The sequence below is a fragment of the Paraburkholderia sp. GAS348 genome (assembly GCF_050434205.1).
Taxonomy (GTDB): domain Bacteria; phylum Pseudomonadota; class Gammaproteobacteria; order Burkholderiales; family Burkholderiaceae; genus Paraburkholderia.
Genome location: NZ_JBNPVT010000010.1, coordinates 17192 through 43916 on the forward strand (window position 1 = coordinate 17192; position 26725 = coordinate 43916).

Here is a 26725-nt window from a genome sequence, read left to right on the forward strand (position 1 = left end):
TGCCGAAGGCAGTTACCGCTCCTTCTTTTTCGCCTGTGCAGCGACCATCCAACAGACCACTGCACCCGCAGCCCAACCTCATGCGAACATCAGTTCGAGATCGAGCAAGTTTGAAAATTCGCCGCATTTTCGTCGTCGAGGAAGAACCATTTTGGGGTACACAGCCGGGCACATGCAACCGCCGGGTTTTCCAGGATCTGCTTGGCTTTCCCCGGACGCAAATTTCCCACAACGCCTTATCTGGCGGAGGTTTTCAGGATTTCGGGGGATTTCTGCGGAAAACCAGATGGTGCGCCCGGCTGGGATCGAACCAGCAACCCCTGCCTTCGGAGGGCAGTACTCTATCCATTGAGCTACGGGCGCTTCAACACGAAAGCGCGGCAACCTGAGCAGGAGCGACGCCAAAGCGAGACCGAAAGGATACCCGGTTTCGGCCAAACCGTCCACCGGGCGGCCTATATGACGGGATTGTGCGCCTCCTGCCCGTCATCCGGCCGATACCGGCCGCGCCCCACGATGCGGGTAAACGCCTCCTGAACACCTCGCCGCGCCCCTCGCCGCCGCCGAAATGTTGCGTCTATAATCTTCCGTGCCTGATTAAAGAACAAGAAGTTGCCGTCACGCTGTACCGCTCACATACCCACGGAGACGAGACAAGCATGAGCGAAGCACCACACGGAGCCCCAATCAAAACCCCCGGGCAGCTCATTGCCGCGATCATTGCCAGTTTTGCGGTACCGATCGTCATCATCGTTCTGCTAGTGATCTACGTCGATAATTCGACCCGCACTGGCGCCGGCACCGACAGTCTTTCCGAAGCCGAAGTCAGCGCCCGTATCAAGCCCCTCGCCCAGGTCGACATCCGCGACGCCAATGCGCCGCGCGTCTACAAGAGCGGCGAAGAGGTCTACAAGGCCGTTTGCTCCGCGTGTCACGCGTCGGGTGCGGCAGGCGCGCCGAAATTCACCAATACCGCCGACTGGGCGCCGCGCATTGCGCAGGGCTTCGACACGCTGTGGCACACGGCGCTCGCCGGCAAGGGCGCGATGCCCCCGCGTGGCGGCACCAGTCCGGACGACTACAGCGACTTCGAAATCGCCCGCGCAGTGACTTATATGGCGAACAATTCCGGTGCAAGCTTCCCTGAACCGGCGCAGCCGGCAGCGGGTGCGGCCGCCGCCGCTTCGGGCGCTGCCGCCGCGGCGCCAGCGGGTGCTTCGGACGCAGGCGCCGCACAAGCCGCTGCCGCGATGGCAGCCATTGCAAGCGTGCCGCAAGCGGCCGCGCCGGCAGCAGGCGGGACACAAAGCGCGGACGCCTCGCAAGCTGGCAAGGCGTTGTATCAGCAGGTTTGCCAGGCGTGTCACGCGGCCGGCGTGCTGAACGCACCGAAGTTCGGCGACAAGGAAGCGTGGGCGCCGCGCCTGAAAGACCCGATCGACACGGTCTACAACTACGCACTGCACGGCAAGGGCGCGATGCCGCCCAAAGGCGGCTCGACTGCTTCCGATGCGGACGTGAAGGCCGCCGTCGACTACATGATCAGCGCGGCGAAATAAGGCGCTTTCTGCGGTTGTCGCAGAACAAAAAAAATCCCTGCACCGTGGCGACACGGGCAGGGATTTTTTATGTGTGAGCGAGCGAACGGAAACCGCGCATGCGCTCACGTTCGCGCCAACGTTCAAGGCTTCTGCAACAGTGCCTTCAAACTCGCGAGCCGGTCTTTCGGCGACATCGGCGCTTCTTCGGGCGTCGGCGGCGGAGCGTCGTCGAGCAGCATCTCGGGGATAAAGCGCGACGGCTCGCACACCACAGTTTCCCGCGCGCGCTTGCGCTTCTTGCACCAGTTCAGATGCAGGCTGCGCTGCGCCCGCGTGATCGCAACGTACATCAGACGGCGCTCCTCCTCGATGCGCGCGTCGTCGATCGGCTCGTCGTCGGGGCCGCCACGGTGCGGCATGATCCCTTCTTCAACGCCCACCAGAAACACGTGCGGATACTCCAGCCCCTTCGACGCATGCACGGTCGAGAGCCGTACCGCATCCGGATCTTCTTCGCGGCCCTCGAGCATCGACATCAGCGCCACGGTCTGGATCAGGCCGAGCAGATTCTTGCCAGTGTCGCCAAGGCCGTCGGCGGTGTCGTAGCCAGTTGCCTCACTCTTCTCCGAACCTTCGGCCTCAGCCTTGGTGCCTTTGCGCTTCAACCATTCCATGAACTCGAGCACGTTCTGCCACTTGGACTGCGCCTGACGTTCGTCGAACGCGTCGTACAGATACGCTTCATAGTGAATCGCGTCCATCAGTTCGTCGAGCAGCGTGCCGGCGGCATCCTTCTCGGCGCGATCGGTGAGACGCTGCATAAAGTCGCAGAACACGCGCATCGGCTCGATCTGACGCGGCGACAAGCGTGCCTCGATGCCGCCCATGTACACCGCTTCGAATAGCGACACCTTCGCCTGGCCCGCAAACGAGCCGAGCGCTTCGAGCGTCGTATTGCCAACGCCACGGCGCGGCGTGGTGATCGCGCGGATGAACGCGGGATCGTCGTTGGCGTTCGCGATCAGCCGAAGATACGCGCAGATATCCTTGATCTCGGCTTTGTCGAAGAACGACTGCCCGCCCGAAAGCACATACGGAATCCGCTCGCGACGCAGCACCTGTTCAAAGATGCGCGCCTGAAAATTGCCGCGATACAGGATCGCGTAATCGCGGAAATTCGCACGCCGCTCGAACTTGTGCGCAGACAGGCGGAACACGACGGACTCGGCCTCGTGCTCTTCGTCGTTGCAAGGCGTGACGGTGATCGTGTCGCCCATGCCGTGTTCGGACCACAGCTTCTTTTCGAACAGCTTCGGGTTGTTCGCGATCACGTTGTTCGCGGCGGTGAGGATGCGCACTGTCGAACGGTAGTTCTGTTCGAGCTTGATCAGATGCAGCTTCGGAAAATCCTTGCTGAGCTGCCCAAGATTTTCGAGCGTTGCGCCGCGCCAGCCGTAGATTGCCTGATCGTCGTCGCCGACCGCCGTGAACGCCGCGCGCTTGCCGGCCAGCAGTTTCACCAACTCGTACTGGCACGCGTTGGTGTCCTGATACTCGTCGATCAGCAGATAGCGCAGCTTGTTCTGCCAGCGGTCACGCACCTGCTCGTTCTTCTCGAAGAGTTCAGCAGGCAGACGGATCAGGTCGTCGAAATCGACCGCCTGATAGGCATGCAGCGTCGCCACGTAGTTGCGATAGACGATCGCGGCCTGATGCTCGTCCTCGTTCGCGGCAATCGCGATCGCCTGCTCGGGCATGACCATGCCGTTCTTCCACAGCGAGATGATCGACTGGATCTTGCGGATGAAACCCTTGTCCGTCGAGCCGACCTGCTCCTGGATCATGCCGAAGCAGTCGTCCGAATCCATGATCGAGAACTGCGGCTTCAAACCGACGTGTTCCGCTTCCTGCCGCAGAATCTGCACGCCGAGCGAGTGGAAGGTGCAGACCGTCAACTGGTTGACGGGCACCTTACGGCCTTCCTTGCCGGGCGTGGTGAGCGTCTTGCCTTCGAGCAGCTTGCCCACGCGCTCGCGCATTTCCAACGCGGCCTTGTTCGTGAACGTGACGGCGGCAATGTGGCGCGGCTCGAAGCCTTTGGCCTCGATCAGGTGGGCGATTTTCTGCGTGATCACGCGCGTCTTGCCGCTGCCTGCGCCGGCGAGCACGAGACACGGACCGTCAAGATAACGGACCGCTTCATTTTGAGCGGGGTTCAGGCCTGCGGACATCGTCGGTGGATGGCTAATGCGGTTGAGGGCGCTTGGGTGCGGAATCGCGAGACCGAAGGCCCGGGGGCATGCTGCGCGGTACGGGCGGCTGGCTCGCGCGCCTCGGTGTGAGGGGCGTTCCGGCTCGCTGCGATCCGCGCGAGAGGAGCGATGTTAACACGGATGCCCGATGCTGATGCCGCGACAGACGCGCTGTCGAACGGCCAGGAAAGGGGGCCGCAATGGCAGCTCGCCCGACGACAAAAAACGGACGCTCAACCGGGCTGCCCCGAACGCGGCTGCAACTGCCGCCCGAGCGCCGCCGGACAGGCACCGCCGACAACCGCCCTCGCCAACGCTGACAGCCCGCCTTCGGGACATGCCACAATTACGCTGTTGCGCGCCGTCGCCGCGGTGGCAAAACGGCGCGCCGTTTTTGCAGGAAGACACGCATGTCCGCATCGCTGAAGATTGGATTGATGGGTTACGGTTTTGCTGGCGCGACCTTTCATGCGCCGGTGATCGAGCACTGCGGGCGAGCGAGCATCGCGGCCATCGCGACGAGTCAGCCCGAGCACGCGCTGGCCGATTACCCGCACGCGAAGGTGGTGGCCGATCTCGACGCCCTGCTGGCGCTCGAGGAAATCGACTGCGTCGTGATCGCGACGCCCAATGACACGCACTTCGACCTGGCGCGCCGCACGCTGGAGGCGGGCAAGCACGTGGTGGTCGACAAGCCGGTCACGCTGACCGCCGCCGACGCCCACACGCTCGCGAACATCGCGCTCGCCCGGGGCAAGCGGTTCGTGCCCTTTCACAACCGCCGCTGGGACGGTGATTTTCTGACCGTGCGGGATCTGCTGGCCGGCAGAGAGTTGGGGCGCATCACGCACTACGAATCGCATTTCGACCGTTTCCGGCCGGAGGTTCGGCAGCGTTGGCGCGAGGAAGCCTCGCGCGGCGGCGGTTTGCTATTCGATCTTGGGCCGCACCTGATCGATCAGGCATTGGCGTTGTTCGGCGCACCGCAAACCGTGTCCGCGACGGTTCGGACCCATCGCGACCAGGCCAGCGCGCCGGACTACGTGCATATTCAGCTTGGCTACGGCGAGTTCGAAGTGGTGTTGCATGCAAGCGCACTGACTGCGCTAGTCGCGCCAAGGTTTGCGATTCACGGCACGCAGGGGAGCTATGTGAAATACGGGCTCGATACGCAGGAAGATCAGTTGAAAGCCGGCTTGCGGCCCGGCGACGAGGGATTCGGCGCCGGCAATGCGGCGGGGGTGCTGCGCGCGCTCGAAGGCGATCAGGAAGTGGAGCGGGCGGTGCCTACGCGCAATGGGGAATACGTCGGCTTTTATATTGCCTTGGCGGATGCCATTCAGAACGGCGTGAAATTCCCGGTCAGCGCTCAGGATGCGGTCGACGTGATGACGATCATCGAGCTTGCCGCCCGGAGTTCGGAAGAAGGCGTCCGGCTGCCGTTTGAGCGTCTTCGCTGACTTTTTGCCTAAGGGGCGCTTTCTGGCTATCGGGCGGTGGCATGCGAACCATGCCGCCGCCAAAGGCAAAGAGCCTGACAGCCCCGAAAGGAACATAACGTTACAAATAACCCCGCCTCCGCGGTCAGCGCGAATCCCCAGCAATCCGTTGCTACCCCAGTAGCACCACAAAACGACAACGACTTCCGGAGAGTCCATGCCCCGTATCGTCCGCGCAGTAGCAGCATGCGCATTGCTCAGCTCCCTCGCCGCCTGCGTGGTGGCGCCCCAGCAACCCGCGCCGGCGCCGCGCCCTAATCCGCAGCAGATCGCGGATCAGCGCCTCAACCAGGTCAATGGCCGGATCGACAACCTGAGCCGCCGCATCGACGCTCACGTCAACCAAGGCTACTACCCGCCCCCGCAAGGCGGCGCCCTGCATCACCGTCTGGACGTGATCCGCCAGGAAGCCCACGACATGGCCGCTCAACACGGCGGCGGCCTGTCCGGCGACGAACAGCGCGTGCTGAACCAGGAACTGGACAACGCGGCGCACGCCATCGGCGAATAATCGCGCGGGTTCCGGCACTGCAGCAAAGAAGCGCGGGCATCACGTCCCGCGCTTTTTTTCGATATTTGCGAACCCGCAACGCCAACCGCCGTGCCCCTTGCGAGCCTTTATTTGACAAGCCCCCGGCCCTCGCGTACATTCGCCGCACGCGTCGGGAGAGCGTGCTGGCCGCAGAAAATCGCAGGCCGCGCCGCCGAAGGGGCACACCCGCAAACTCTCAGGCAAAAGGACCGGCCGCGTCGAAAAACCCGCCTCATGGCAGAGGTTTTTCGCACTCTGGAGAGCGGCAGTAGCCGTCTGCGTCGTGTATGCGCCGTATACATCGAGCAGATTCTGGCAAGCTGCCCACCGAAGGGGCGCGCGCTTAACCGTAGCGATGGTGGCTTCAACATCGTACGGCAGCGCAATCTCTCAGGTATCGAGGACAGAGGGGTCATGCAACGCAATCGCTCGCAGCCGGCAGGCCGCGAGGCGTCGTGCCGCATGGCCTTTTTTGTTTCGCGAGACGCCCGAGGCCCCATGACCGAACTCAAACACACCCCGCTCAACGCCACCCATCGTGCGCTCAACGCCCGCATGGTCGATTTCGGCGGCTGGGACATGCCCGTCAACTACGGCTCGCAGATCGACGAACACCGCGCCGTGCGCACCGACGCCGGCATGTTCGACGTCTCGCATATGTGCGTCGTCGATTTCGCCGGCGAGCGCGTGCGCGCCTTCTTCGAATACGCGCTCGCCAACAACGTCGCCAAGCTGCAAACGCCGGGCCGCGCGCTTTACTCCTGTCTGCTGAACCCGAATGGCGGTGTGATCGACGATCTGATCGTCTATTACTTCGGCGAAAATCACTTTCGCGTGGTCGTCAACGCCGGCACCGCCGATAAAGACATCGCCTGGTTCGGCCAGCTCAACGCCGAAGGCAGCTTCGGCCTCACCATCACGCCGCGCCGCGATTACGCGATCGTCGCCGTGCAAGGTCCGAACGCCCGCGAAAAAGTCTGGCAAACCGTGCCAACGGCGCAAGCCGCCACTGAAGCATTGAAGCCATTCAACGCCGCGCGCATCGAAGACACGCCGTTCGGCGAACTCACCGTCGCCCGCACCGGCTACACCGGCGAAGACGGCTTCGAAATCATCGTCCCGGCGGATCACGTCGAAGCGCTGTGGAACGCACTGCAGGTCCAAGGCGTGCGCCCGGCAGGTCTTGGCGCGCGCGACACGCTGCGTCTCGAAGCCGGCATGAACCTGTACGGCCAGGATATGGACGACAACGTCTCGCCGCTCGACGCCGGCCTCGCCTGGACTGTCGATCTGACCTCGCCGCGCGACTTCGTCGGCAAGGGCAAGCTCGAAGCCAACGGCTCGCAGGCCGCATTCGTCGGTCTGATCCTGCTGAAGGAAAACGGCAAGGCGGCAGGCGTGCTGCGCGCTCACCAGAAAGTCGTCACGCCGCAGGGCGAAGGCGAGATCACCAGCGGTACTTTTTCACCCACGATGCAGGAATCGATCGCCTTTGCGCGTGTGCCGAAAGGCGTGCAGCCGGGCGACACCGTTCACGTCCAGATTCGTGACAAAAACGTACCCGCAAGCGTGGTAAAACTGCCGTTCGTACGCAACGGCAAAGTGCTGGCGATTTAAGCAGCCGGCGCGTGCGTCACCTTTTTGAAACACTACCGAATAACACCGCATAGGAGCATCCGATGAGCATCCCGGCCGATCTGAAATACACCGAATCGCACGAGTGGGTCCGCACCGAAGCGGACGGCACGCTGACGGTCGGCATCACCGACCACGCGCAGGAAGCGCTCGGCGACATCGTCTTCTTCGAAGTCCAGGAACTGGGCAAGACCGTCAACGCTGGCGACACCGTCGCCGTGATCGAATCGGTGAAAGCCGCTTCCGATATCTACGCGCCGGTCTCGGGCGAAATCATCGAAGCGAACCCGGCCGTCGCCGACACGCCGGATGGCGTCAACAGCGCGCCGTACGAGAACTGGCTCTTCAAGATCAAGCCGGCTGCGGACGCATCGCAGGATCGCCTGATCGATGCAGACGCGTACGCAAAGTCCGTCGGCGCCTGATTCACCGCAAGTTGCACCATTACGTTTAAACCCGACAGGCGCGGCGCGTCCGATTCGACAGTCGAACGGACGCCCGCACCGCCAGGAACACCTCATGAAGCTCGAACACCCGGATCGTCTGATGAACCGCACTCCTCTCTCGCTCGCCGCGCTCGAAGTGCATGACGCCTTCGCCGAACGGCACATCGGCCCCGATTCGGCCGACCAGCACGCGATGCTCGAAGCCCTCGGCTTTGCGTCGCGCGCCGCGCTGATCGACGCCGTCATTCCGAAGACGATCCGCCGCAGCGAAACACTGCCGCTCGGCCCCTTCGCGCAGCCGAAGAGCGAAGCGGAAGCGCTCGCCGCGCTGCGTGAGCTGGCGGACAAGAACCAGGTGTTCCGCTCGTACATCGGGCAGGGCTATTACAACGCGCACACGCCGACGGTGATCCTGCGTAACGTGCTCGAAAATCCGGCGTGGTACACCGCGTACACGCCGTATCAGCCGGAAATCTCGCAGGGCCGTCTGGAAGCGCTGCTGAACTTCCAGCAGATGATCGTCGACCTCACCGGTCTGGCGATCTCGAACGCCTCGCTGCTCGACGAAGCCACCGCCGCCGCCGAAGCAATGACGCTGCTGCAACGCGTCGGCAAGCCGAAGTCGAACGTGTTTTACGTCGCCGACGACGTGCTGCCGCAAACCATCGAAGTGGTGAAGACGCGCGCCACGCCGGTCGGCATTGAAGTGAAAGTGGGCCCGGCTGCGGAAGCGGCGAACGCGAATGCGTTCGGCGTGCTGCTGCAATACCCAGGCGTGAACGGCGATGTGCGCGACTACCGCGCACTCGCTGAAGCGATCCATGCAGCAGGCGGCCACGTGGTAGTCGCCGCCGATCTGCTCGCGCTGACCGTGTTGACGCCGCCGGGCGAATGGGGCGCGGACGTGGCCGTCGGCAACACGCAGCGTTTCGGCGTGCCGGTCGGTTTCGGCGGCCCGCACGCGGCTTACCTCGCCGTGCGCGACGAATTCAAGCGTCAGATGCCGGGCCGTCTCGTCGGCGTGACCGTCGACGCGCAAGGCAACCCCGCGCTGCGTCTCGCGCTGCAAACGCGCGAACAACATATCCGCCGCGAGAAAGCGACCTCGAACGTGTGTACCGCGCAAGCGCTGCTCGCGATCATGGCCAGCATGTACGCCGTCTATCACGGCCCGCACGGTCTGAAGACGATCGCGCTGCGTGTGAACCGCATCGCTGCATTGCTGGCAGCCGGCGCGAAGAAACTCGGCTACACGCTCGTCAACGACACGTTCTTCGACACGCTCACGTTCGAAACCGGCGCACGCACCCAGGCACTGCATGATGCGGCAACGGCCAAGCGCATCAATCTGCGCCACGTGAGCGACACGCGCGTCGGCATCTCGATCGACGAAACCACCACGCGCAGCGATCTGGCCGATCTGCTCGCAGCGTTCGCGCAGGCGGCATTTGTCGAGGAAGTCCCGCAAATCGACGCCCTCGACGCAGAACTCCCCGCAGAGAACACGGTGCCCGCCGCGCTTGAACGCACCAGCGCGTACCTCACGCACCACGTGTTCAACCGTCATCATTCTGAAACGGAAATGCTGCGCTATCTGCGCAGCCTGTCGGACAAGGACCTCGCGCTCGACCGCTCGATGATCCCGCTGGGCTCCTGCACGATGAAGCTGAACGCGACCTCCGAAATGCTGCCGGTCACGTGGCCGGAATTCGGTCAGATTCACCCGTTCGCCCCGGCTGAGCAAACGGTCGGCTACCGCGAAATGATCGATCAGCTGGAACAGATGCTGGTCGCGGCCACCGGCTACGCAGCCGTGTCGCTGCAGCCGAATGCCGGCTCGCAAGGCGAATACGCGGGTCTGTTGATCATTCACGCTTACCACGCGTCGCGCGGCGAAGCACATCGCAATGTCTGCCTGATTCCCGCTTCGGCGCACGGCACGAACCCGGCGTCGGCGCAAATGGCCGGCATGCAGGTGGTCGTGGTGGCTTGCGACGCGCAAGGCAACGTCGATATCGAAGACCTGAAGAAGAAGGCTGATCAGCACGCCGACAAGCTCGCGGCGATCATGATCACGTACCCGTCGACGCACGGCGTGTTCGAATCAAACGTCCGCGAAATCTGCGAGATCGTGCATGCGCACGGCGGCCAGGTTTATGTGGACGGCGCGAACATGAACGCCATGGTCGGCCTCTGTGCGCCGGGTCAGTTCGGTGGCGACGTCTCGCACCTGAATCTGCACAAGACCTTCTGTATTCCGCACGGCGGCGGCGGACCGGGCGTCGGTCCGGTCGCGGTCGGCGCGCATCTCGCGCAATTCCTGCCGAATCAGATTTCGTCGGGCTACGAGCGTGCGCCGAACGGTATCGGCGCTGTGTCGGGCGCGCCGTACGGTTCCGCTTCGATCCTGCCGATTTCGTGGATGTACATCGCGATGATGGGTGCGAAGAACCTCACCGCTGCCACCGAAACCGCGATCCTCAACGCCAACTACGTGGCGAACAAACTCGCGCCGCATTATCCGGTGCTGTATTCGGGTCCGGGCGGACTGGTCGCGCACGAGTGCATTCTCGATCTGCGCCCGCTCAAGGAAACCAGCGGCATCTCCGTCGACGACGTCGCCAAGCGTCTCGCCGACTACGGCTTCCACGCACCGACCATGAGCTTCCCGGTGCCGGGCACGCTGATGGTCGAGCCGACCGAATCGGAGTCGAAGGAAGAGCTCGACCGCTTCATCGAAGCGATGATCGCGATCCGCGAGGAAATTCGCGCCGTCGAAGAAGGCCGCTCGGACCGTGAAGACAATCCGCTGAAGCACGCGCCGCACACGGCGGCGGTAGTCATCGCGAACGACTGGAAGCATGCGTATGCGCGCGAAACCGCCGCGTATCCGCTGCCCACGCTGATCGCCAAGAAGTACTGGCCGCCGGTCGGCCGCGCGGACAACGTGTACGGCGACCGCAATCTGTTCTGCTCCTGCGTGCCGATCGCCGACTACGAGTAAGCGTGGCCGCAAACCGCGCAGCGTCTGAAGGTTGTAAGCAGGCGTTGCACGGTTCTGTCGCTTGTGTCCGCAAACGGCTAACATCACACACCGAATCAGCCTAACGAGGAGTTTCGCATGGCGCGAAAGGTGCGATTGATGCAAAGCCAGACCGAAGCAAGGCGAGCCCAGACGTGGCAGCAGGCTTGCACATTGCTGTTGGCGGGCGCGGCGGTACTGCTGCTGCCGCTGCGGCAGGCGCAAGCCGCGATGAATTTTTGCGCGGCGCCCGCGCTGCAAACCAGCGAGCGCACGAATGCCGATCCAGGCGTCAAGGCACTGGTGAGCAATGTGCAGGCGCATCTGAACGACCCGCCGCATGCGCTGGCGAAACTGCATACCGAAGGCACGCTGCCGCACGAGGGTATCTACGATCAAAGCGTCGAGGCAGAGAGGGATCTCGATCTGCTGCGCGACGCCGCGCTCGCCTGGCGCGCGACCAGCGAGGACCGCTATCTGAAGCTGGTCGACCGCTTGCTGTACGCGTGGGTCACGACTTATCAACCCAGTTTCAATCCAATCGACGAAACCCATTTCGAAGGCCTGATCCTCGCCTACGACATGACCGCGAGCGCGTTGCCGGTCAAGACGCGCAATGCATCGATGGCGTTCCTGACGAAGTTCGCGAACGGCTATATCGCGCAGATCGACGCGCAGCCGCGGCCGCTCACGGGTACGTTCAAGAACAACTGGCAGAGCCACCGGATCAAGCTGATCTCGATGGCCGCGTTCACGCTGGATAACCGCAAGATGATCAACGCGGCGCAGCGCCTGTTCGACGAGCATATCGGCGACAACATCGCGGCGGACGGCTCGACGTTCGACTTCGGCGAGCGCGACGCGCTGCATTACGTCACCTACGACCTGCAACCGCTTGTGACCGCCGCGCTCGCCGCGCGCCGCCACAGCCGCAACTGGTTGCCGGAAAAAGGGGCAAATGGCGCGTCGCTGGCGGCCGCGCTGGACTGGCTCACGCCGTACGCGGACGGCAGCAAAACGCATGAAGAATTCGTGCATTCGAACGTTCCGTTCGATGCGAAACGTCGCGAGGCCGGTTTGCCCGGCTATTCGGGTCAATGGGATCCGAAAAACGCGACGGAACTGTTTCACCTGGCGGCGCGTCTCGACGGACGCTATACGCCGATCGCGCTGCAGCTCGCACCGACGCCGCCCGCGTGGCTCGCCGTGTGCTTGCCGCTGCCGGCGCGTTAAACTAACTCTTATCAGCAGGGAGCAGTAAATGGCAGTCAGCGTGTTCGACCTCTTCAAAATCGGCATTGGTCCGTCCAGTTCGCATACGGTCGGGCCGATGCGCGCTGCACTGATGTTCGCGCAAGGGCTCGAACGCGACGGGCTGCTTGCGGCAACGGCATCGGTGAAAGTGGATCTGTATGGTTCGCTCGGCGCGACCGGCAAAGGGCACGGCACCGATCGCGGCGTGATGCTCGGCTTGATGGGCGATGCGCCCGACACGGTCGATCCGGACACAATCGCGCAACGGCTGGAAGCGGTGAAGGCGTCGCGCAAGCTCGCCTTGCTCGGCACGCACGACGTGCCGTTCGTGCAAAAAGATCACATTTCGTTTTATCGCCAGGCACTATCGGAGCATCCGAACGGCCTGAAGCTGCGTGCGTTCGATGCGCAGGGAGAGACGCTGCGCGAGTCGACCTATCTATCGGTGGGCGGCGGTTTCGTGGTGACGGCCGGCGCGCCGAACACGAAGGTGCTGAGCGCCGTCGAACAATTACCGCATTCGTTCCGCAGCGGCAACGAATTGCTCGCGCTGTGCAAATCGACCGGCAAGAGCATCGCGCAATTGATGTGGGAAAACGAACGCGTCTGGCATACGGAAGAAGAGACGCGCACGGGCTTGCTGAAGATCTGGAACGTGATGCAGTCGTGCGTGGCACGCGGTTGCGGCATCAACAATCCGGATGCAGACGGTAACTTGCCCGGTCCGTTCCATGTCAAGCGCCGGGCGCCGCAGTTGTATCGTGCGCTGTCGAGCAATCCTGAACTGGCGCTGCGCGATCCGCTGTCGATGGTCGACTGGATCAACCTGTACGCGATCGCCGTCAACGAAGAAAACGCTGCGGGCGGGCGCGTGGTCACGGCGCCGACCAATGGCGCGGCGGGCATCATTCCGGCAGTGCTGCACTATTACACGCGCTTCATGCCGGGCTCGAACGAGCAAGGTGTCATCGACTTCCTGATGACGGCGGCGGCAATCGGCATTCTTTACAAGCTGAACGCGTCGATTTCAGGCGCGGAAGTGGGGTGCCAGGGCGAAGTGGGCGTGGCCTGTTCGATGGCCGCGGGTGCGCTCGCGGCGGTGATGGGCGGCACGCCCGAGCAAGTCGAGAATGCTGCCGAGATCGGCATGGAGCATAACCTCGGGCTGACGTGCGATCCGGTCGGCGGGATGGTGCAGATTCCGTGTATCGAGCGCAATGCGATGGGCTCGGTGAAAGCCGTGAATGCTGCGCGCATGGCGCTACGCGGTGACGGCACACATTACGTGTCGCTGGACTCCGTGATCAAAACGATGATGCAGACCGGCGCCGACATGAAGACGAAGTACAAGGAAACGTCGCGCGGCGGGTTGGCGGTGAATATTGTGGAGTGTTGAGAACACAACGCGACCCGACCGCACCGATCGCACCCATCGCAACGCCTGGAGGCTTCATCGCAATGCCGCTCGCTTCTGAATCGTCTTTCACCGCCCAAACCACCGGCGCGCGTCTCGTCGTTGACGCCTTGCTGACGCACGGTGTCGAACGTGTATTTTGTGTTCCCGGCGAGAGCTTTCTCGCCGTGCTCGATTCGCTGCACGACGAAACGGACCGCATTCAGACCATCGTCTGCCGGCACGAAGCGGCGGCCGCCAACATGGCGGAAGCGGTCGGCAAATTGACCGGCCGTCCGGGCGTCGCCATTGTTACGCGCGGACCGGGCGCGACGCATGCATCGATTGGCGTGCACACCGCGTTTCAGGACTCCACGCCGATGATCCTGCTGATCGGCCAATGCGCGCGCGAACATCTCGACCGCGAGGCCTTCCAGGAAATCGACTATCGGCGCATGTTCGGTCAGATGGCCAAGTGGGTCGCGCAAATCGACGATCCGAAGCGTATTCCCGAGTATCTGAGTCACGCGTTTCACACGGCGACGTCGGGCCGGCCAGGGCCGGTCGTGTTGTCGTTGCCGGAAGACGTGTTGAGCGATGCATGCGAAGCCGTCGCCGGCGCGCCGAGATATAAGCGCGTGGCGGCGTCACCGTCCGCGGCGCAGATGGAGGCGTTGCGCCGATTGCTGGAAGGCGCGCAACGGCCGATGGTCATTGCCGGCGGCAGCGGCTGGACGCCTGCCGCATGTGCCGACCTGCAACGCTTCGTCGAGAATTGGCAATTGCCGATCGGCCTTGCCTTCCGCTTCCAGGACACACTCGACAACGAGCATCCGACCTATGCGGGTGATATCGGCCTCGGCATCAATCCGGCGCTTGCTCAACGTATCCGCGATGCGGACCTGCTACTCACGCTCGGCCCACGGCTAGGCGAAGCAACGACGAACGGCTACACGCTGCTCGACATACCGAAGACCAAACAAACGCTGGTTCACGTGCATCAAGGCGCGGAAGAACTCGGGCGCGTGTATGCAGCGGATCTGCCGATCGTCTCTGGTATGCCGGAACTGGCAGCGCTGCTTGCCGAGTTAAGGCCGTCTTCCGACAAGCTCGCATGGACCGGCGCCGCGGAAGAAGCGCATCGCGCTTATCTCGACTGGCGCAAACCACGCCCGATTCCAGGCGACGTGCAAATGGGCGAAGTGATCCAGCAGTTGCGCGCGCATCTACCGGAAGACGCGATCCTCACAAACGGTGCGGGCAACTACGCAACGTGGCTGCATCGGCATTTCTCGTACCGGCATTTCCGCTCACAACTCGCGCCGACCAGTGGCGCGATGGGCTACGGCGTACCGGCGGCGATTGCGGCGAAGTCGTTGTATCCGCAACGCGCAGTCGTCGCATTAGCCGGCGACGGCTGCTTCATGATGTCCGCGCAGGAACTGGCAACGGCGATGCAGTACGACCTGCATGTGATTTTCATCGTCGTAAACAACGGCCACTTCGGCACGATCCGGATGCATCAGGAACGGCACTACCCGGATCGCGTGCACGGCACAGGTCTCACGAATCCGGACTTTGCCGCGTTCGCGAGATCGTTCGGCGCGCACGGAGAAACAGTCGAGCGGACGGAAGACTTTCTGCCTGCATTGCAGCGCTCGATGGCAGCGAAGCGTGCGGCAGTGATCGAAATCCGCATGCCGCAGGAAGCGAGCACGCCAGGTGCGACGCTGGAGCAGATTCGGGAGCAGGGGAGGAAGCTGCGCGCGAGCGTTCAGCTTCGCTAGATAGTCGGACCTGAACAATTCGTTTTACGCAGTGCCCAGCCTCGCGGGCACCGACGTTGTGGCGATGGTGCGATTGAGCGGAACGGTGAGAAAGAAGGCATAAAAAAGCCGCCGTTTCCTCAGGTTCATCCGCAGATTGTGACCGGCGCCGCATAGAACGGCGTTGATCGCATCGCCCAGCGCACCCTTGAGCCAGTTCCGCTCAAGTTTTCCATCTGCCTTCATGTGGCCGATCGCTGGCTCGATTGCACTGCGCCGCCTGATGATCGCGCGCAGTGTGCGCGTGATGCCGCATTGCAATGTCCGGATGGTAGATCTTCACGGTGTCGATCGCGACACCCTTGCATCCCCGATCCACGATGGCGACGTCTGGTTTAACGTCACTCAGAAAGCCCCACCCTGCAAAGCTTTCCGGATTATTCAGCTCCGACTGCATAGCGCCGCCAGGCGAGCTGCCTCAACTTGTCACTTTCCTTAGCGCTTAAGCGGCTTTATGGTCGTACGCCATCGTATCGATTAAGCCGTATTGCCGTGAGTCTGGCTCGGGCTCGCCTCAGCGGAGGCACTTGTTTTCGGGTGCCGTGAAGATCACTGATACAGAAACTGTGAGAGTGAAGATGCCTTACTCTGCGGCATACGTCGGCAAAGCGCCGAATAGATCCGAAAATAAATACAGAAAGCCGCGTAAAAAGCGCGCTTCTGGCGAGAACTATTCTTCCGAATGGGTAGACCTCGACTCCGAATATGTCACTGCAAATGAAGATTTTGACGATACTGTACCTGCATTCAGCACCGATCCCATTGCGACAGTCCGCGCGAGAGGCGCCAATGCCGATTGCAAAGATCGGCGTGACGCACGCAAAATTGAAGCACTTGCGCGGCGCCTCGAGCAGCCAGATGACTGGATCTTCGAAAATGGACATTGGGTACCGACCTACCCCTTTATGTTTGACGGCGCCGATCTGGTACCCATGATAATTTCCCGTCTCCCGGGTTTCGTAAGTGCCTCGATTGTTCTACGAATCAGCGTCAGACCGCCATCCACCGCCGATAATCCCCGACCTGACAGCTATACAAGTGAGTTTGGCGGAAATTCAAATGAGGAACGCGGAAGTCCGACAAACAGAATTATTGATGTGGAGAGAGTTAACGATAACCATTATTACCCTGTAGTTCGGGGAAAAATAGAGGATCAGGGGGGCCACGGCAAGTGTCTGTTTTACTCAGTCTGGCACGCGCTCGATCAGACCACCGATCGCGAAACAAGAAATATAATATACCGAGGCAGAATCCCCAATAATAAAGAAGAAGGGGCCGCCTATCTAAGAGAACAGGTAATCGCCTATTTACGTGAAAATCCAGCCGAATTTGCCGATTTCTTGATTGATGAGGCTGAAGAAAATGAAATACCCTCCGACGTCGGCGCTACGTGCACCAGCACAGCGGAGTTGACTCGCGACGCTGATGAAGAGTGGCCCGATCTCCTTGATGAAAGTTTTATTTGCGATTCGGATGCGTTAAATTCGATCATCCCTCCTGTTGTCGAGAATTTGTATGTCGTCGCGCAAAAAATTCCGTTCGCTCTAAAGGAAATATCGAAGGCTGCTGCGCAATTTGTCGGTGAATCGCTATCGCGTAGGGCCATCCCATCCGCAACGATCGCGTATCTACCGCATCTGCGGAATTATCTCCCTATTGCAACAATGCCTCCGCTTGCAATGTCCCTGTATCGTACAGCCGATACCAGGAAGCGCGTGCGAATGCTCTTGCTGATCGCTGCAACGATATTACCGGTTTTCAATCCTGCACTGACACCGTACGCCGCAATTACGCGCCTGCTGTCCACGCTGCATGCCTTAATCGCAGACGATAATAATTGGAGAGATCGCGGATTGACTGCGCTGCTTGCGACAATTCATGCGCTGCACCTTCCTATCGCTAGCCAGTACGTTGGCGAATTGCTCGCGTCGCTAGACAATAATCTCGGATTTCTCGCACACATCCGATGGGTTTTTGAGCTGGAAGAGCGGTTAATGACAGACGACCCTTGCACGGCGGCGGCCCTACTTTCTAGCGCCGCCTGCTACCAGTTACTGCTCGCCGATAAGATGACAAAATCTGCGAACGGTGAAAAGAAGAAGCTCGCCTATTTCGTCGACTATTTAACGTCCCTCAGTCGCCTTCGCGTTGAAATGGAAAATTTCGTCGCATCAGAAGCCGGGCCCGTTTATCAGGGGTTCAACAATTTTGTCTGCCGCAATTTGTTCTCCGAAAATCGGCATGACAATGTCTTCTTTGCGGGATTGCGACTACCTCTATCCAACGAAGAAGTGGCGGATTTTTGCACGCAAATGCAGCAATACGAAGTTGATACCAATGCCGCACATGGCACCGGCTTACTCGCGTACACGCTGTCCCGATGTGACGATTTATATTCAAAGCGAGGGATAGACAAACAACTATGGTCTCGCGATAGCTGGATTCCGGCGGACACCCTCGATCTCATGACGACTTGTGAAGCTGTTCGACTTTACGCAGCAGAGTTGAACAGCCGCGATGAAGCCGTATGGGAAGCCTTCAGTGCCGAGCCGCCGCCCGCCAGCCCCTATTTGTCGTGGCTGGACGATTGGGTCACGGAGCCAGCCGAAAACGACGTCTGCGCAACCAGGTCAGGCGGAGCTTCGACGCCTGTGGAGGCTGTCAATTTCGCGGCATTCCCCAATAACGCTTTCGTCGGGCACATTGACGCTGCGATAAGCGACGCCGCCTACGGATCAAATCTTCCTTTACCGGATGAAGAGGCGCAGATCCACGCGTTTCAGCCCGAGCCTGCAGCAACGTCGCCGGCGACCGCCAATTCGCCTTTGTTGGCTGTGACCGCAGCAGCCGGCATCGGTGCGGCGGGCCTGTTGCAGGGTCCAGATGGCCTCGCGGCGGCGGGGAGAGACGCATTGGCGGGCATGGCCGGCACACTCGCGTTCAAGCGAACGGGGATCGCCGTGGCCGTCGGGGTCCCACTCGCTCTGACGATCTGGGCAGTTATCAAGGCGCGCGCCGGATGGCTGAGCGCGCATTCCAACCGTCCCGATTCTGCTGAAGATTTATCGCGCCTGGCGCCGCACAGCCTAGTTCAGACCGGCTCACACGACAATACTTACCACAAGTGGATTTATAATTTTTGGTTGAAAATGGAGTGGCTGGGCGAATTTATTACGAGTAATTTCGATAATGGGTTATTCGAAAAAACAATGATAGATTTGTGGCTACGCAAGAAATCAACTAATTCTTCGCACGAGTCGACCATATATTTCAACGCTGCGAAAGCAGCTTTTGCCGACTATCAAACGGACAAAAACAATACGGACGCACGACGCCTATCCTCGGAGGATCGATACGGCGCTGAACTATATCAACTCGCCAATTCGACTGTCAGTCAGGGTTCCTCGCCGAAAGCCTATAGTGTCATTCCCATCTTAGTAAAAATAAAAACGTATGAAACCTGTCGCTGGCGCGACCTTTTTGGTCATCCCGCGGAAGGTTCCATTTCATCGGCCGTTGAATTGGAATCGCTTTTCTCCTTACCCGTCACCCCACGCGAGGCTCGCGCGTCCGAAGTGGAATTGCAGAAATTTATTCGGTCCGAACTCAGGCCGGGAATGTTTTTTGAACTAGACGAGAATTGTAGAAAGGGTTGCGAGACAGCATTGAATATATACAAGGATTCATTACAAACTGAGATGGCCAAACGAAATGGAAACTTGAATGCCGCCGACATTTCCACAAGTTCCATATATACCAGCAATATCATTTCTTCAACAGCAAACGAGTGCCAGAATTTTTTATACAATTACAGAGGACCAACTTATGGCTCTGCATGCGACAAAAAGAGGGCCGAGCTCTTGCAGTGTAGATACGCAGCCATGTATCTCTCTATACTTGTAAAGAGGTCTCAGGAATATCTTGACATTTTAACTGACCTCAAAACTCGACTGCCGGACGCCTACCGTGCGGATACCAATGTTCTGTTGCTCGATAGCCGTGCTTTCGCCGTCCGTGAGGCGCTTCGAAAATTCTCGACCGAGGAATCCCGACCAAATCTCGAACAACTTTCCGCCAAGGAACTCCTCAATAACTATCCTGCATTAATCGCGTCGAACGAGGAGATTTTTTATTTTGTCTCTTTCGCGGAAGCGATCTTTATGAGGGTGAAAATGGGATCGACTGTCGAACAACTGTATCGCGAGGTCGCCGATCCGTCCCGAGTCGTTCGCCATTTCAATTCGCTGATGCAGCAGCTCCCGTTTACGCAGAGGGCCCACCGTAATGGCATAGCCGGGTTATCGTATTTGCAGAGTGTGGAGAGCAACACAGAGACAAAAAGCGATACCGAATACTACAATCAATTTTCTGTTTTCAAAAATGAATATTTATCCGATGTCGCAAAATTAATCGCCATTGATAAGTTGACACAATTTGGCGTCCATCCGTATGACATTGTAGCCTCGCGGGTAATTCGCTGTGCGCGAATGGAATTGACGTTGTATATACCACGGGCTGTTGAACTACATGGTTCCCTGCCAGTCCTTTCCACAATGATACATGCAGGAGATCTGGCCTTCTGCCAACTTGAGTCGAGTGATTGGATAATTATATCAACTATCGGTGGCCAGCTATTTTTAAAAACGATTTCAGACTCAACAATGTGCTCAAATGCAGCTCTTTGTAAAATAAGAACAAGCTCTACCCCGCCTCCCATTACCGCACACTGTGACTATCCGGGTGAGGAGGATAAGTGGCATGGCGAGCGGCTGTCCAGCCTTATCCTTACCCCTATCTTTGGAACTAAAAATCCGCTGGATAAAATATCCTACGAGACTGCCTTCTTGGGGTTTTCGACGGCGGAGTCGCTGGTCGAGCGACCGGACGGCACTGGCGCTTCGTTGCTTCAAGTCGTCCAGCAGGTGGCAGGATCTTTAGTTAAAGACGCCGCCGAACAGTCTGAAGCCGCACATTACAAAAGGAGGTGGTGGCAGTATTTCACACCGATGATACCCGGTTTCGATATCGCCTACCGCCGTTATCACGACGTCGAATATGCACCATCGTATGGAGATATCACGTGGGAAGTAATAAATGCAGGAATGGCCATCGCTTTCTTCGGCGTCCCCATCGGCGAAATTCTTTATGCGGAATCAAATCTGCTTCGCAGCACCATTTTACTCAATGCCCATAAAGGTTTCAGAGGATTGGCTCTGGTGACGCGTGTTATTGAGCAGGCCGGCTCCGATCTGGCACTCGCATCGCTGCGCGCATCGACTATGACAGTGTCCTATTTCATTTCGCCGTGGGAGCCGGTTCCTCTGGAGTTAATCGGGACGGCCTTGTACAAGGGGGGCCGCAGGCTAATGCGCGGCAAATTGCTATTTAAACCAAGGCCTGCCAACGTGGTGATCGGCAAAGCGGAAGGAGCGCCCTCCCCTGGCGCAAAATCCAAAAATCCTGAATCGCCCGAAAAACAAGCGCCTGAAGTAAAGCCGCTCCCGCAGATATTTAGAACGGAATCCATGCGCGATGTCAAAGTCTATGAATTCTCATACACTGAGACCTCAGAAACTCTCCTCGGCGCAGATAACGAGCCACAGCCGGGCCCGAGCGGCACCGGCGAACAACCCGGCGATGCTAACGGATTCACGTGGAAAGGAGACTTTCGCGCGCTCGAAGATAGGGGAGCAATATCGCTCGACGCGACGCGTCATACCGTCAAAATTAACACACCTTTTCAGTTCGCCAGAAACGATAATCAATTTCTCTCGCTGGACCCGGTTCAGTCAACACATCCCGTACCTCAGAGCGGCTTTGAACTGTTTCAGCTTGGACAAGTTGACGACATAATCTTCTCTAGTTTTGGCGGGAAAGTCAGCTTTATCTCCGGATCATCCTCGTCCAATGAAAACGTCGAAGTCCTTATGATTCCCGCAGCCGAGGAGGGCGCGATTGGAGTTCGACTCAACTTCGAGGACATCGACAAAGATCGCCCTCTTCTAGTCAGTCCGGGCGCATTGTCGGACAGCATCTTTATGATGGGAGTCAGCAAGCAGGAGGGCTGTGTTCTTTTCTATCACATCAGCAAGCCCTCTGTGGATTCGGTCGCGTCCGCACGGCGAGATTCCACGATCGAGAGGCTATTGGAAGTTCACAATAGCCTGATGACCAGTCAAAGTATGCGGATGGCTCTCCCCGAGGATGTAGCCATGGGCGACATACAACTGCTCGCTCGACTGTTTGATTACGCGAATATTGTATATTCCGACCCGTCAGGAGCGACGGGATTTGACGTCGTCGCACCGGGTTCGCCCATCTCACGGAAGTCGGCGATTAAAAATCTGTCCCGCCACGCGGTTTCCACTGAAGACCTATGGATTCTTAACTATGGCTTACTTGACGGCAACGTCAAATTTTCTAAATTGGAAAGCCATACCCACTACCTTCTGTCCCGGACTCCCGCCGATCAATTGAATATCAGAGGGCGTTCGGAAATTGAGGGTATATTTTACGAAAAAATCGAAGCAAAAACACTTGATAATGCCCTTCAAACAGACAGTGAATCGGCCGTTTTGGAAATTGTCCATCTACTGATACAGAAAGCATCGTACAATAAATTTGCGCGGTCCCCGGAAGAGTTCGAGATCAGCCACTTGCCCGGTCTCGCGGAAATATTTTCGGAAGCAGGATACACCACAAATTTCCGTTTGATGAAAATATGGTCATCAGCAAACCGGCCAGATTCACAGTTTCATTTTTTGCTTACTGTTCAAAAGAATAATTTAAAATATTCAGTTGACATTTCCTCGGCCAGACTTCTAAACCAGTGGATTGAATCTCCAATCATCGAATCCGACGAAAATTGGCGACAAACATATCAAAAATATCTTGGTGACAAGCTCTGCGTTTTCCAGGATTTCTCTACCTTCAATCTCTTTGAAGACCGTTTCAGGGCAGGCCTCGGATCCGCTACGCCTTTTGACGATGCCAATGATTCCTCTTGGACAGTCATCAACCGGCCCGCGTGGATGCTCTCTCGATCCAATCATATGCTTGTGGATGCGATGGATACCGACCGGACGGTCGAAATTTCTTCTGAGGTACTGGATCCTTCCCCTACCGCGCCGGTAAATAAGAACCCTGAGGCGGTGGCCACACGGTGGTTTGCTCAACGGTGGCTAGACGTAATTCAGGATGACGAGTTCAACGCGGCAATTGCGGGAGCCGGTGATATCAGGGCTATCGAGAATATCGAAAAAATTACAAAATCACATGGCATCCGCACCAAAATTTATCTGACGCTCACTTATTTTAAAATAACAGACGATCTCCCGACAGTGAATCTGGCAGTGGCGGTTCATCATAACAATAAAATTGTGTCCATAATTGATCCATCTGCACGAAGGAAAGGAAAAGGCACAGCGTTATTTTCATGGGATGAGTGGATTGGCCATAGATCCAGAGGAATATTGCTCGGAAAAAAATATGGCTCCGCTTCAATGGTGGGGGAATTATCTGATCCGCAGGAAAACAAATACTCATTTGGCTCTGCGGATTTTTTCGATGAATCGAATCAACCCTATGAAATCCTGTCATTCGATTCTTCTTACCTACGGGAGCTTGATACCCTGATAGGAAATGTCGAAACCGAAATGCAGGAAATGGGTATCGATAATCCGGATCGCGATTTTTCCCTGGAGCGCGAGAAGCTTGAAAGGCTGCGCAACACCGTGGACAAGGATGATAGCGATGCAATACTGACGATCCGCACTGAGCTTATCGGGCAGGAACAAATAGTTAAGGATATTTCAAAGTATGTGGCACTCCGTGGACTATTGGGGCGTTTGACCGATCTGAAAGGTCGGGTTTCCAGATTGCGAAGTGAAAGACCCATCTGCCGAGGTCTGGTTTATAGCTGCAATAGCATGCTGGGAAACAAGGTCGATCTCGTGGCACGGATGTCGATCACATACCCTTTTATTCAGGAACGATTGAAAATACGGACTTATGATTCCGACAAACAGCGATACGCCCCGAGCTCGCGGTTTGAACTCGTTCTGCTGGGCAACATTGAATATCTGATAAAAATTGAAGACGTGCGGACCATTCTCAAGCACTATCAGAGACTATATGATGAGATGGCATATTTAGCGACGGATTACGCAAATGGAGGTGGCGGCCTGCGCGCACTCGACGTAGCCGAAAATGCCAGAGCCGGGTCAACCGTCGTTGACGAATTGCTGCAATATTATTCCTCGTCCGCCACAAGAATTTTTGGAATAGTTGACAAAGCTGAAAAGGGAAAATCATCAGCGACCGTTTTCGGGCTTTCCGCCATTCACGATGAGTCAACAGCAGATGTTTATACCGTGGCGGTGAGTGGCATAATTGCTCACCCATTTTCCCAAATTCGAAATGACGAGAAATTCATAGGCTACGTGTTCCGTCATCGTCATAGCCCGTCCTGGAGCATGGCTGAGCTGCAAAAATATAATCTCGAAGGTATTGGCCGTTTTCTGAGCTACCATACTGTGAAATACGCAGTGTTTCACATGAGCGGGGTTCAAAAAATCGCCGCGTTGGCAATAAATCCGCGCTCGGAGACTATCGCGACCAGCTTCGGAATGAGAAGAGTGGATGAATTGGCCAGGTATCGCGCAGTTTTTTCCCGCGCAACCTTTAATAATCTACGTTCTGTTTTGAATAGCGCCATAAGGCGTACCGTGGTTCGAGCCCCGGAGGTCCCACAGAGCGGCTCCGTACCCGGGGTAGTTAGTCCACCCGTAACCGAAAATGCAGAACTTAAAAAATTACTATCGGGAAATATCTCCGCTGCAATCGGCAAGGGTGCCATCTTCCCCGAGCCAAACCGGACGGTTAGAAGCTTGCCCTGGAAATTCGTTTTCGCCAGAAGTGATTCCCAGATCACACATGAATCGCCTCAGCCCTCCACGGCACTAGGCACCACGTCGCCATATGATATTCAGCTGGGGCAGGGTTCCGATATTGTTTCCTACTCACAATCCTCGAGAGTTTCCTATGGTGATTTCTGGAGCGGAGAAAATGACGAGCTGCAAAAACTCGATGTCATTCTGGTTCCGAACGGGAACGATGGCGCTAACGGAATAAAAATATCGCTTGACGAGCTTATCCCCGGGCGCCCGCTCCTTATTTCTTCGGGCGCGCTATCTGGATGCACTCAAATCATATGTATAAAGAAATCAGAAAATTCAATATATATATACCACGCTGGCAAGCACTCTCCGGACACCCAATGGCAAACTCACGCTGACGGCGTAAAACATATCGCTCATGTTCACGGTGTTCTGACCGGGCAGAAATCATCATTGGTTTTGCCGGACGAGCCTACGAGCGCCGATTTGACAGGATTATACGGTTACTTTGACAACACCTATATCATCTCCTCTCGCCCCTTGGAAAGCACCTCTCCAACCCGGATTGAAAGACAGGATAGCACCCACTGGGCATATAGCTATAAGGGCGACGAGGGTCGATTTTCCGTTGGGAATAGTCAGCTCCTGATCTTGAAAGACAGTAAAGGCGATGTCCAGGTTGAAGGATTTGTGGAGGTTGGTTCACTAGGCCAGACATCAGTAAAGAAAGTGAAGGTTACGGCAGCCAATGATATAGAACGCTATTTTCCACCGTCAGCAGCACGGCCGTCGGTCGAGACCTCGCGCACCATTGCCGAGCTGCGAACGAAGCTCGAAAGTGACGATAAACTCAGGCCCTTTTTTAACGATCCTCGTACCGCCGAAGCCGCCGCCGCGAAGGAGGTCATGTCATTTATGAATGGACTCGGTCGAGCGGTGAAGTGTCGCCTTGTGATGATCTGGCGTTTGCCAAACACTATCGAGCCCGAGATGCATTATCTCATCATCGACGATACCGGCGATACCGCAGTGGCTGTCGATATTACCGCTGGGAGATACCCCGTGATGGGACTGCCTTTTTACGGTACTGAGGAAGCGTGGGCGAGAAAATTTAGAGACGTGTATCCTCGATCATTTGTCGCATACAAGGATTTCGATTCTGTTGCGGATATCGACACAGTGTTTTCCGGCGCCATTTCCGATAGCAATAGCGCGGTCGGATCGATGACGCCGTTACGTGTTCCCCAGTGGCGTTTGCGTAAAGTTGATTACCCCATGTATCCCTACACTTCGCAGGACACAACCACCTTTTCGGCGACAGTTCACCTTGGCCAAAAGGGAGATGCCTATGCGGATGAGATGGGTTTAAATCCGGAGTGGAGTGTCGATACTGATACAAAGGGACTGTATTTTGGCAGGGCCGAAGATATCTTCAAGGGTGTTTACGAGAAGCGCATGCCATTTCGGCAGAAAGATTATTATATTCGATCGGACGGTCACACATACCAGGTGGTGTTGGATAGTTCTGGAAGAGGTTGGAATCTTAAGCCAGGGCGAGGCACCGAACCCACCACAGGCACCATTGCCGTCGAGAGAAAAGTGGACGGTCGCTGGGTTGTCAGAAAAACGGCATCAGAGACCAAGCCTGTGCCCTCACGCGGCGATGCTTATCCGGGCAAGACGGCTTTCCGAAAACTGGCGGAGGACCTGTCGGATATCAATGTGGATCGCACATTATGGAACGGCGATTATGCTAAACGGATTGTTGACCGGGATACCGCCGAGATCCGAAAGAATATCGATATCGAGGTCAAGGAAATGGGTGGCCTTGAGACATATATAGACTTGGTGGGTATCAACCCCTACGCCCCAAAGGAACCTCCGGGCGACCTTTCCGCGAATAACATCTTCAAGCTGATGGTCGAGGATGTCTCCGCGGTCGATCCGACCCGAATTCAGCAAACCGATTTTTCGGAATTCGCCACAACGCTGAATACTCTCGATCATCAGAAAAACTATGTCTTTCTGATTATGGATCACCGGCTCGGACATAATTATTTAATCGACATCCCTGCCGGGCCGGAACTGATGGCCTATAGTCTGCAGTCGAATGTGGAACCCGGGGTAATTCCGGAAGTGGGGATCCGGGATTGGCTCAGAGGCCGCGGTATGGAGAGCGTAAGCATCGAGGATATTCTCGCGCTGATGCGCCCCGGTTTTGCGCAGTCGCCTCCGACTGAGCAAGCCAGATTGCTGGCCTCGATCTTTGATAGAGAGAGAAATCCCGCCAATATCGACGTGAGCCGTCTCCGTACGGACAAGGGTGTCACTTTCATTATGCAGAGCTACGATCGTGCCAATTTCGAACGTAACGTTGAGCGGGTGCGTGGTGTCAAAGACCTGAAAAGCTGACGGAAATTCGCGGCTC

At 57.8% G+C, this 26725-nt stretch carries 11 protein-coding genes, 1 tRNA gene, 1 pseudogene and 2 riboswitches; of the genes and pseudogenes, 10 read left to right on the plus strand and 3 right to left on the minus strand.

Annotated elements, in window-relative coordinates; genetic code table 11:
• Positions 1 to 287 precede the first annotated feature (287 nt).
• Positions 288 to 363 (minus strand) — tRNA-Arg (locus P3T22_RS18245).
• A gap of 296 nt (positions 364 to 659) precedes the next feature.
• Here P3T22_RS18245 and P3T22_RS18250 point away from each other — a divergent pair.
• Positions 660 to 1559, plus strand: a complete 900-nt coding sequence (locus P3T22_RS18250; RefSeq protein ID WP_429325723.1) for a c-type cytochrome — start codon at positions 660 to 662, stop codon at positions 1557 to 1559.
• Positions 1560 to 1681: 122 nt separating this feature from the next.
• Here the strand turns inward: P3T22_RS18250 and P3T22_RS18255 are convergent, their stop codons facing one another.
• Positions 1682 to 3772, minus strand: a complete 2091-nt coding sequence (locus P3T22_RS18255; protein ID WP_063497684.1) for a UvrD-helicase domain-containing protein — start codon at positions 3770 to 3772, stop codon at positions 1682 to 1684.
• Between the two features lie 431 nt (positions 3773 to 4203).
• On the opposite strand from P3T22_RS18255, the gene P3T22_RS18260 reads away from it, so the two are divergent.
• The 8 genes from P3T22_RS18260 to P3T22_RS18295 all read left to right on the plus strand — a co-directional run bounded on the left by P3T22_RS18260 (position 4204) and on the right by P3T22_RS18295 (position 15361).
• Entirely contained in the window at positions 4204 to 5253 is a 1050-nt protein-coding gene (locus P3T22_RS18260; protein ID WP_063497685.1) for an oxidoreductase, read from the plus strand.
• Positions 5254 to 5449: 196 nt separating this feature from the next.
• The gene (locus tag P3T22_RS18265) at positions 5450 to 5803 is read left to right on the plus strand and encodes a hypothetical protein (RefSeq protein WP_063497686.1); all 354 of its coding nucleotides are present in this window, start codon (positions 5450 to 5452) and stop codon (positions 5801 to 5803) included.
• Between the two features lie 142 nt (positions 5804 to 5945).
• Positions 5946 to 6047, plus strand: a riboswitch (glycine riboswitch).
• A gap of 22 nt (positions 6048 to 6069) precedes the next feature.
• Positions 6070 to 6241, plus strand: a riboswitch (glycine riboswitch).
• 81 nt (positions 6242 to 6322) lie between these two features.
• Positions 6323 to 7441 (plus strand): glycine cleavage system aminomethyltransferase GcvT, encoded by a 1119-nt coding sequence (gene gcvT / locus P3T22_RS18270; protein WP_429325724.1) that lies wholly within the window; start codon positions 6323 to 6325, stop codon positions 7439 to 7441.
• Between the two features lie 62 nt (positions 7442 to 7503).
• The gene (gene gcvH / locus P3T22_RS18275; protein WP_063497688.1) at positions 7504 to 7884 is read left to right on the plus strand and encodes a glycine cleavage system protein GcvH; all 381 of its coding nucleotides are present in this window, start codon (positions 7504 to 7506) and stop codon (positions 7882 to 7884) included.
• Between the two features lie 94 nt (positions 7885 to 7978).
• Complete coding sequence (gene gcvP, locus P3T22_RS18280; RefSeq protein WP_063497689.1) at positions 7979 to 10909, plus strand: aminomethyl-transferring glycine dehydrogenase; 2931 nt, start codon at positions 7979 to 7981, stop codon at positions 10907 to 10909.
• A gap of 117 nt (positions 10910 to 11026) precedes the next feature.
• Positions 11027 to 12160, plus strand: a complete 1134-nt coding sequence (locus P3T22_RS18285; protein ID WP_063497690.1) for an alginate lyase family protein — start codon at positions 11027 to 11029, stop codon at positions 12158 to 12160.
• A 28-nt stretch (positions 12161 to 12188) separates the two neighbouring features.
• Positions 12189 to 13577 carry an L-serine ammonia-lyase gene (locus tag P3T22_RS18290; protein WP_429325725.1) on the plus strand — a complete coding sequence of 463 codons (1389 nt, stop codon included), beginning with the start codon at positions 12189 to 12191 and terminating at the stop codon, positions 13575 to 13577.
• Positions 13578 to 13639: 62 nt separating this feature from the next.
• Positions 13640 to 15361 carry a thiamine pyrophosphate-binding protein gene (locus tag P3T22_RS18295; protein ID WP_429325726.1) on the plus strand — a complete coding sequence of 574 codons (1722 nt, stop codon included), beginning with the start codon at positions 13640 to 13642 and terminating at the stop codon, positions 15359 to 15361.
• 24 nt (positions 15362 to 15385) lie between these two features.
• Here the strand turns inward: P3T22_RS18295 and P3T22_RS18300 are convergent.
• A pseudogene (locus P3T22_RS18300) lies at positions 15386 to 15749 on the minus strand (IS5/IS1182 family transposase); the annotation flags it as partial.
• A 193-nt stretch (positions 15750 to 15942) separates the two neighbouring features.
• Here P3T22_RS18300 and P3T22_RS18305 point away from each other — a divergent pair.
• On the plus strand, positions 15943 to 26709 hold the full coding sequence (locus P3T22_RS18305) for a cycle-inhibiting factor (RefSeq protein WP_429325727.1): 10767 nt from the start codon (positions 15943 to 15945) through the stop codon (positions 26707 to 26709).
• The last annotated feature ends 16 nt before the right edge of the window (positions 26710 to 26725 follow it).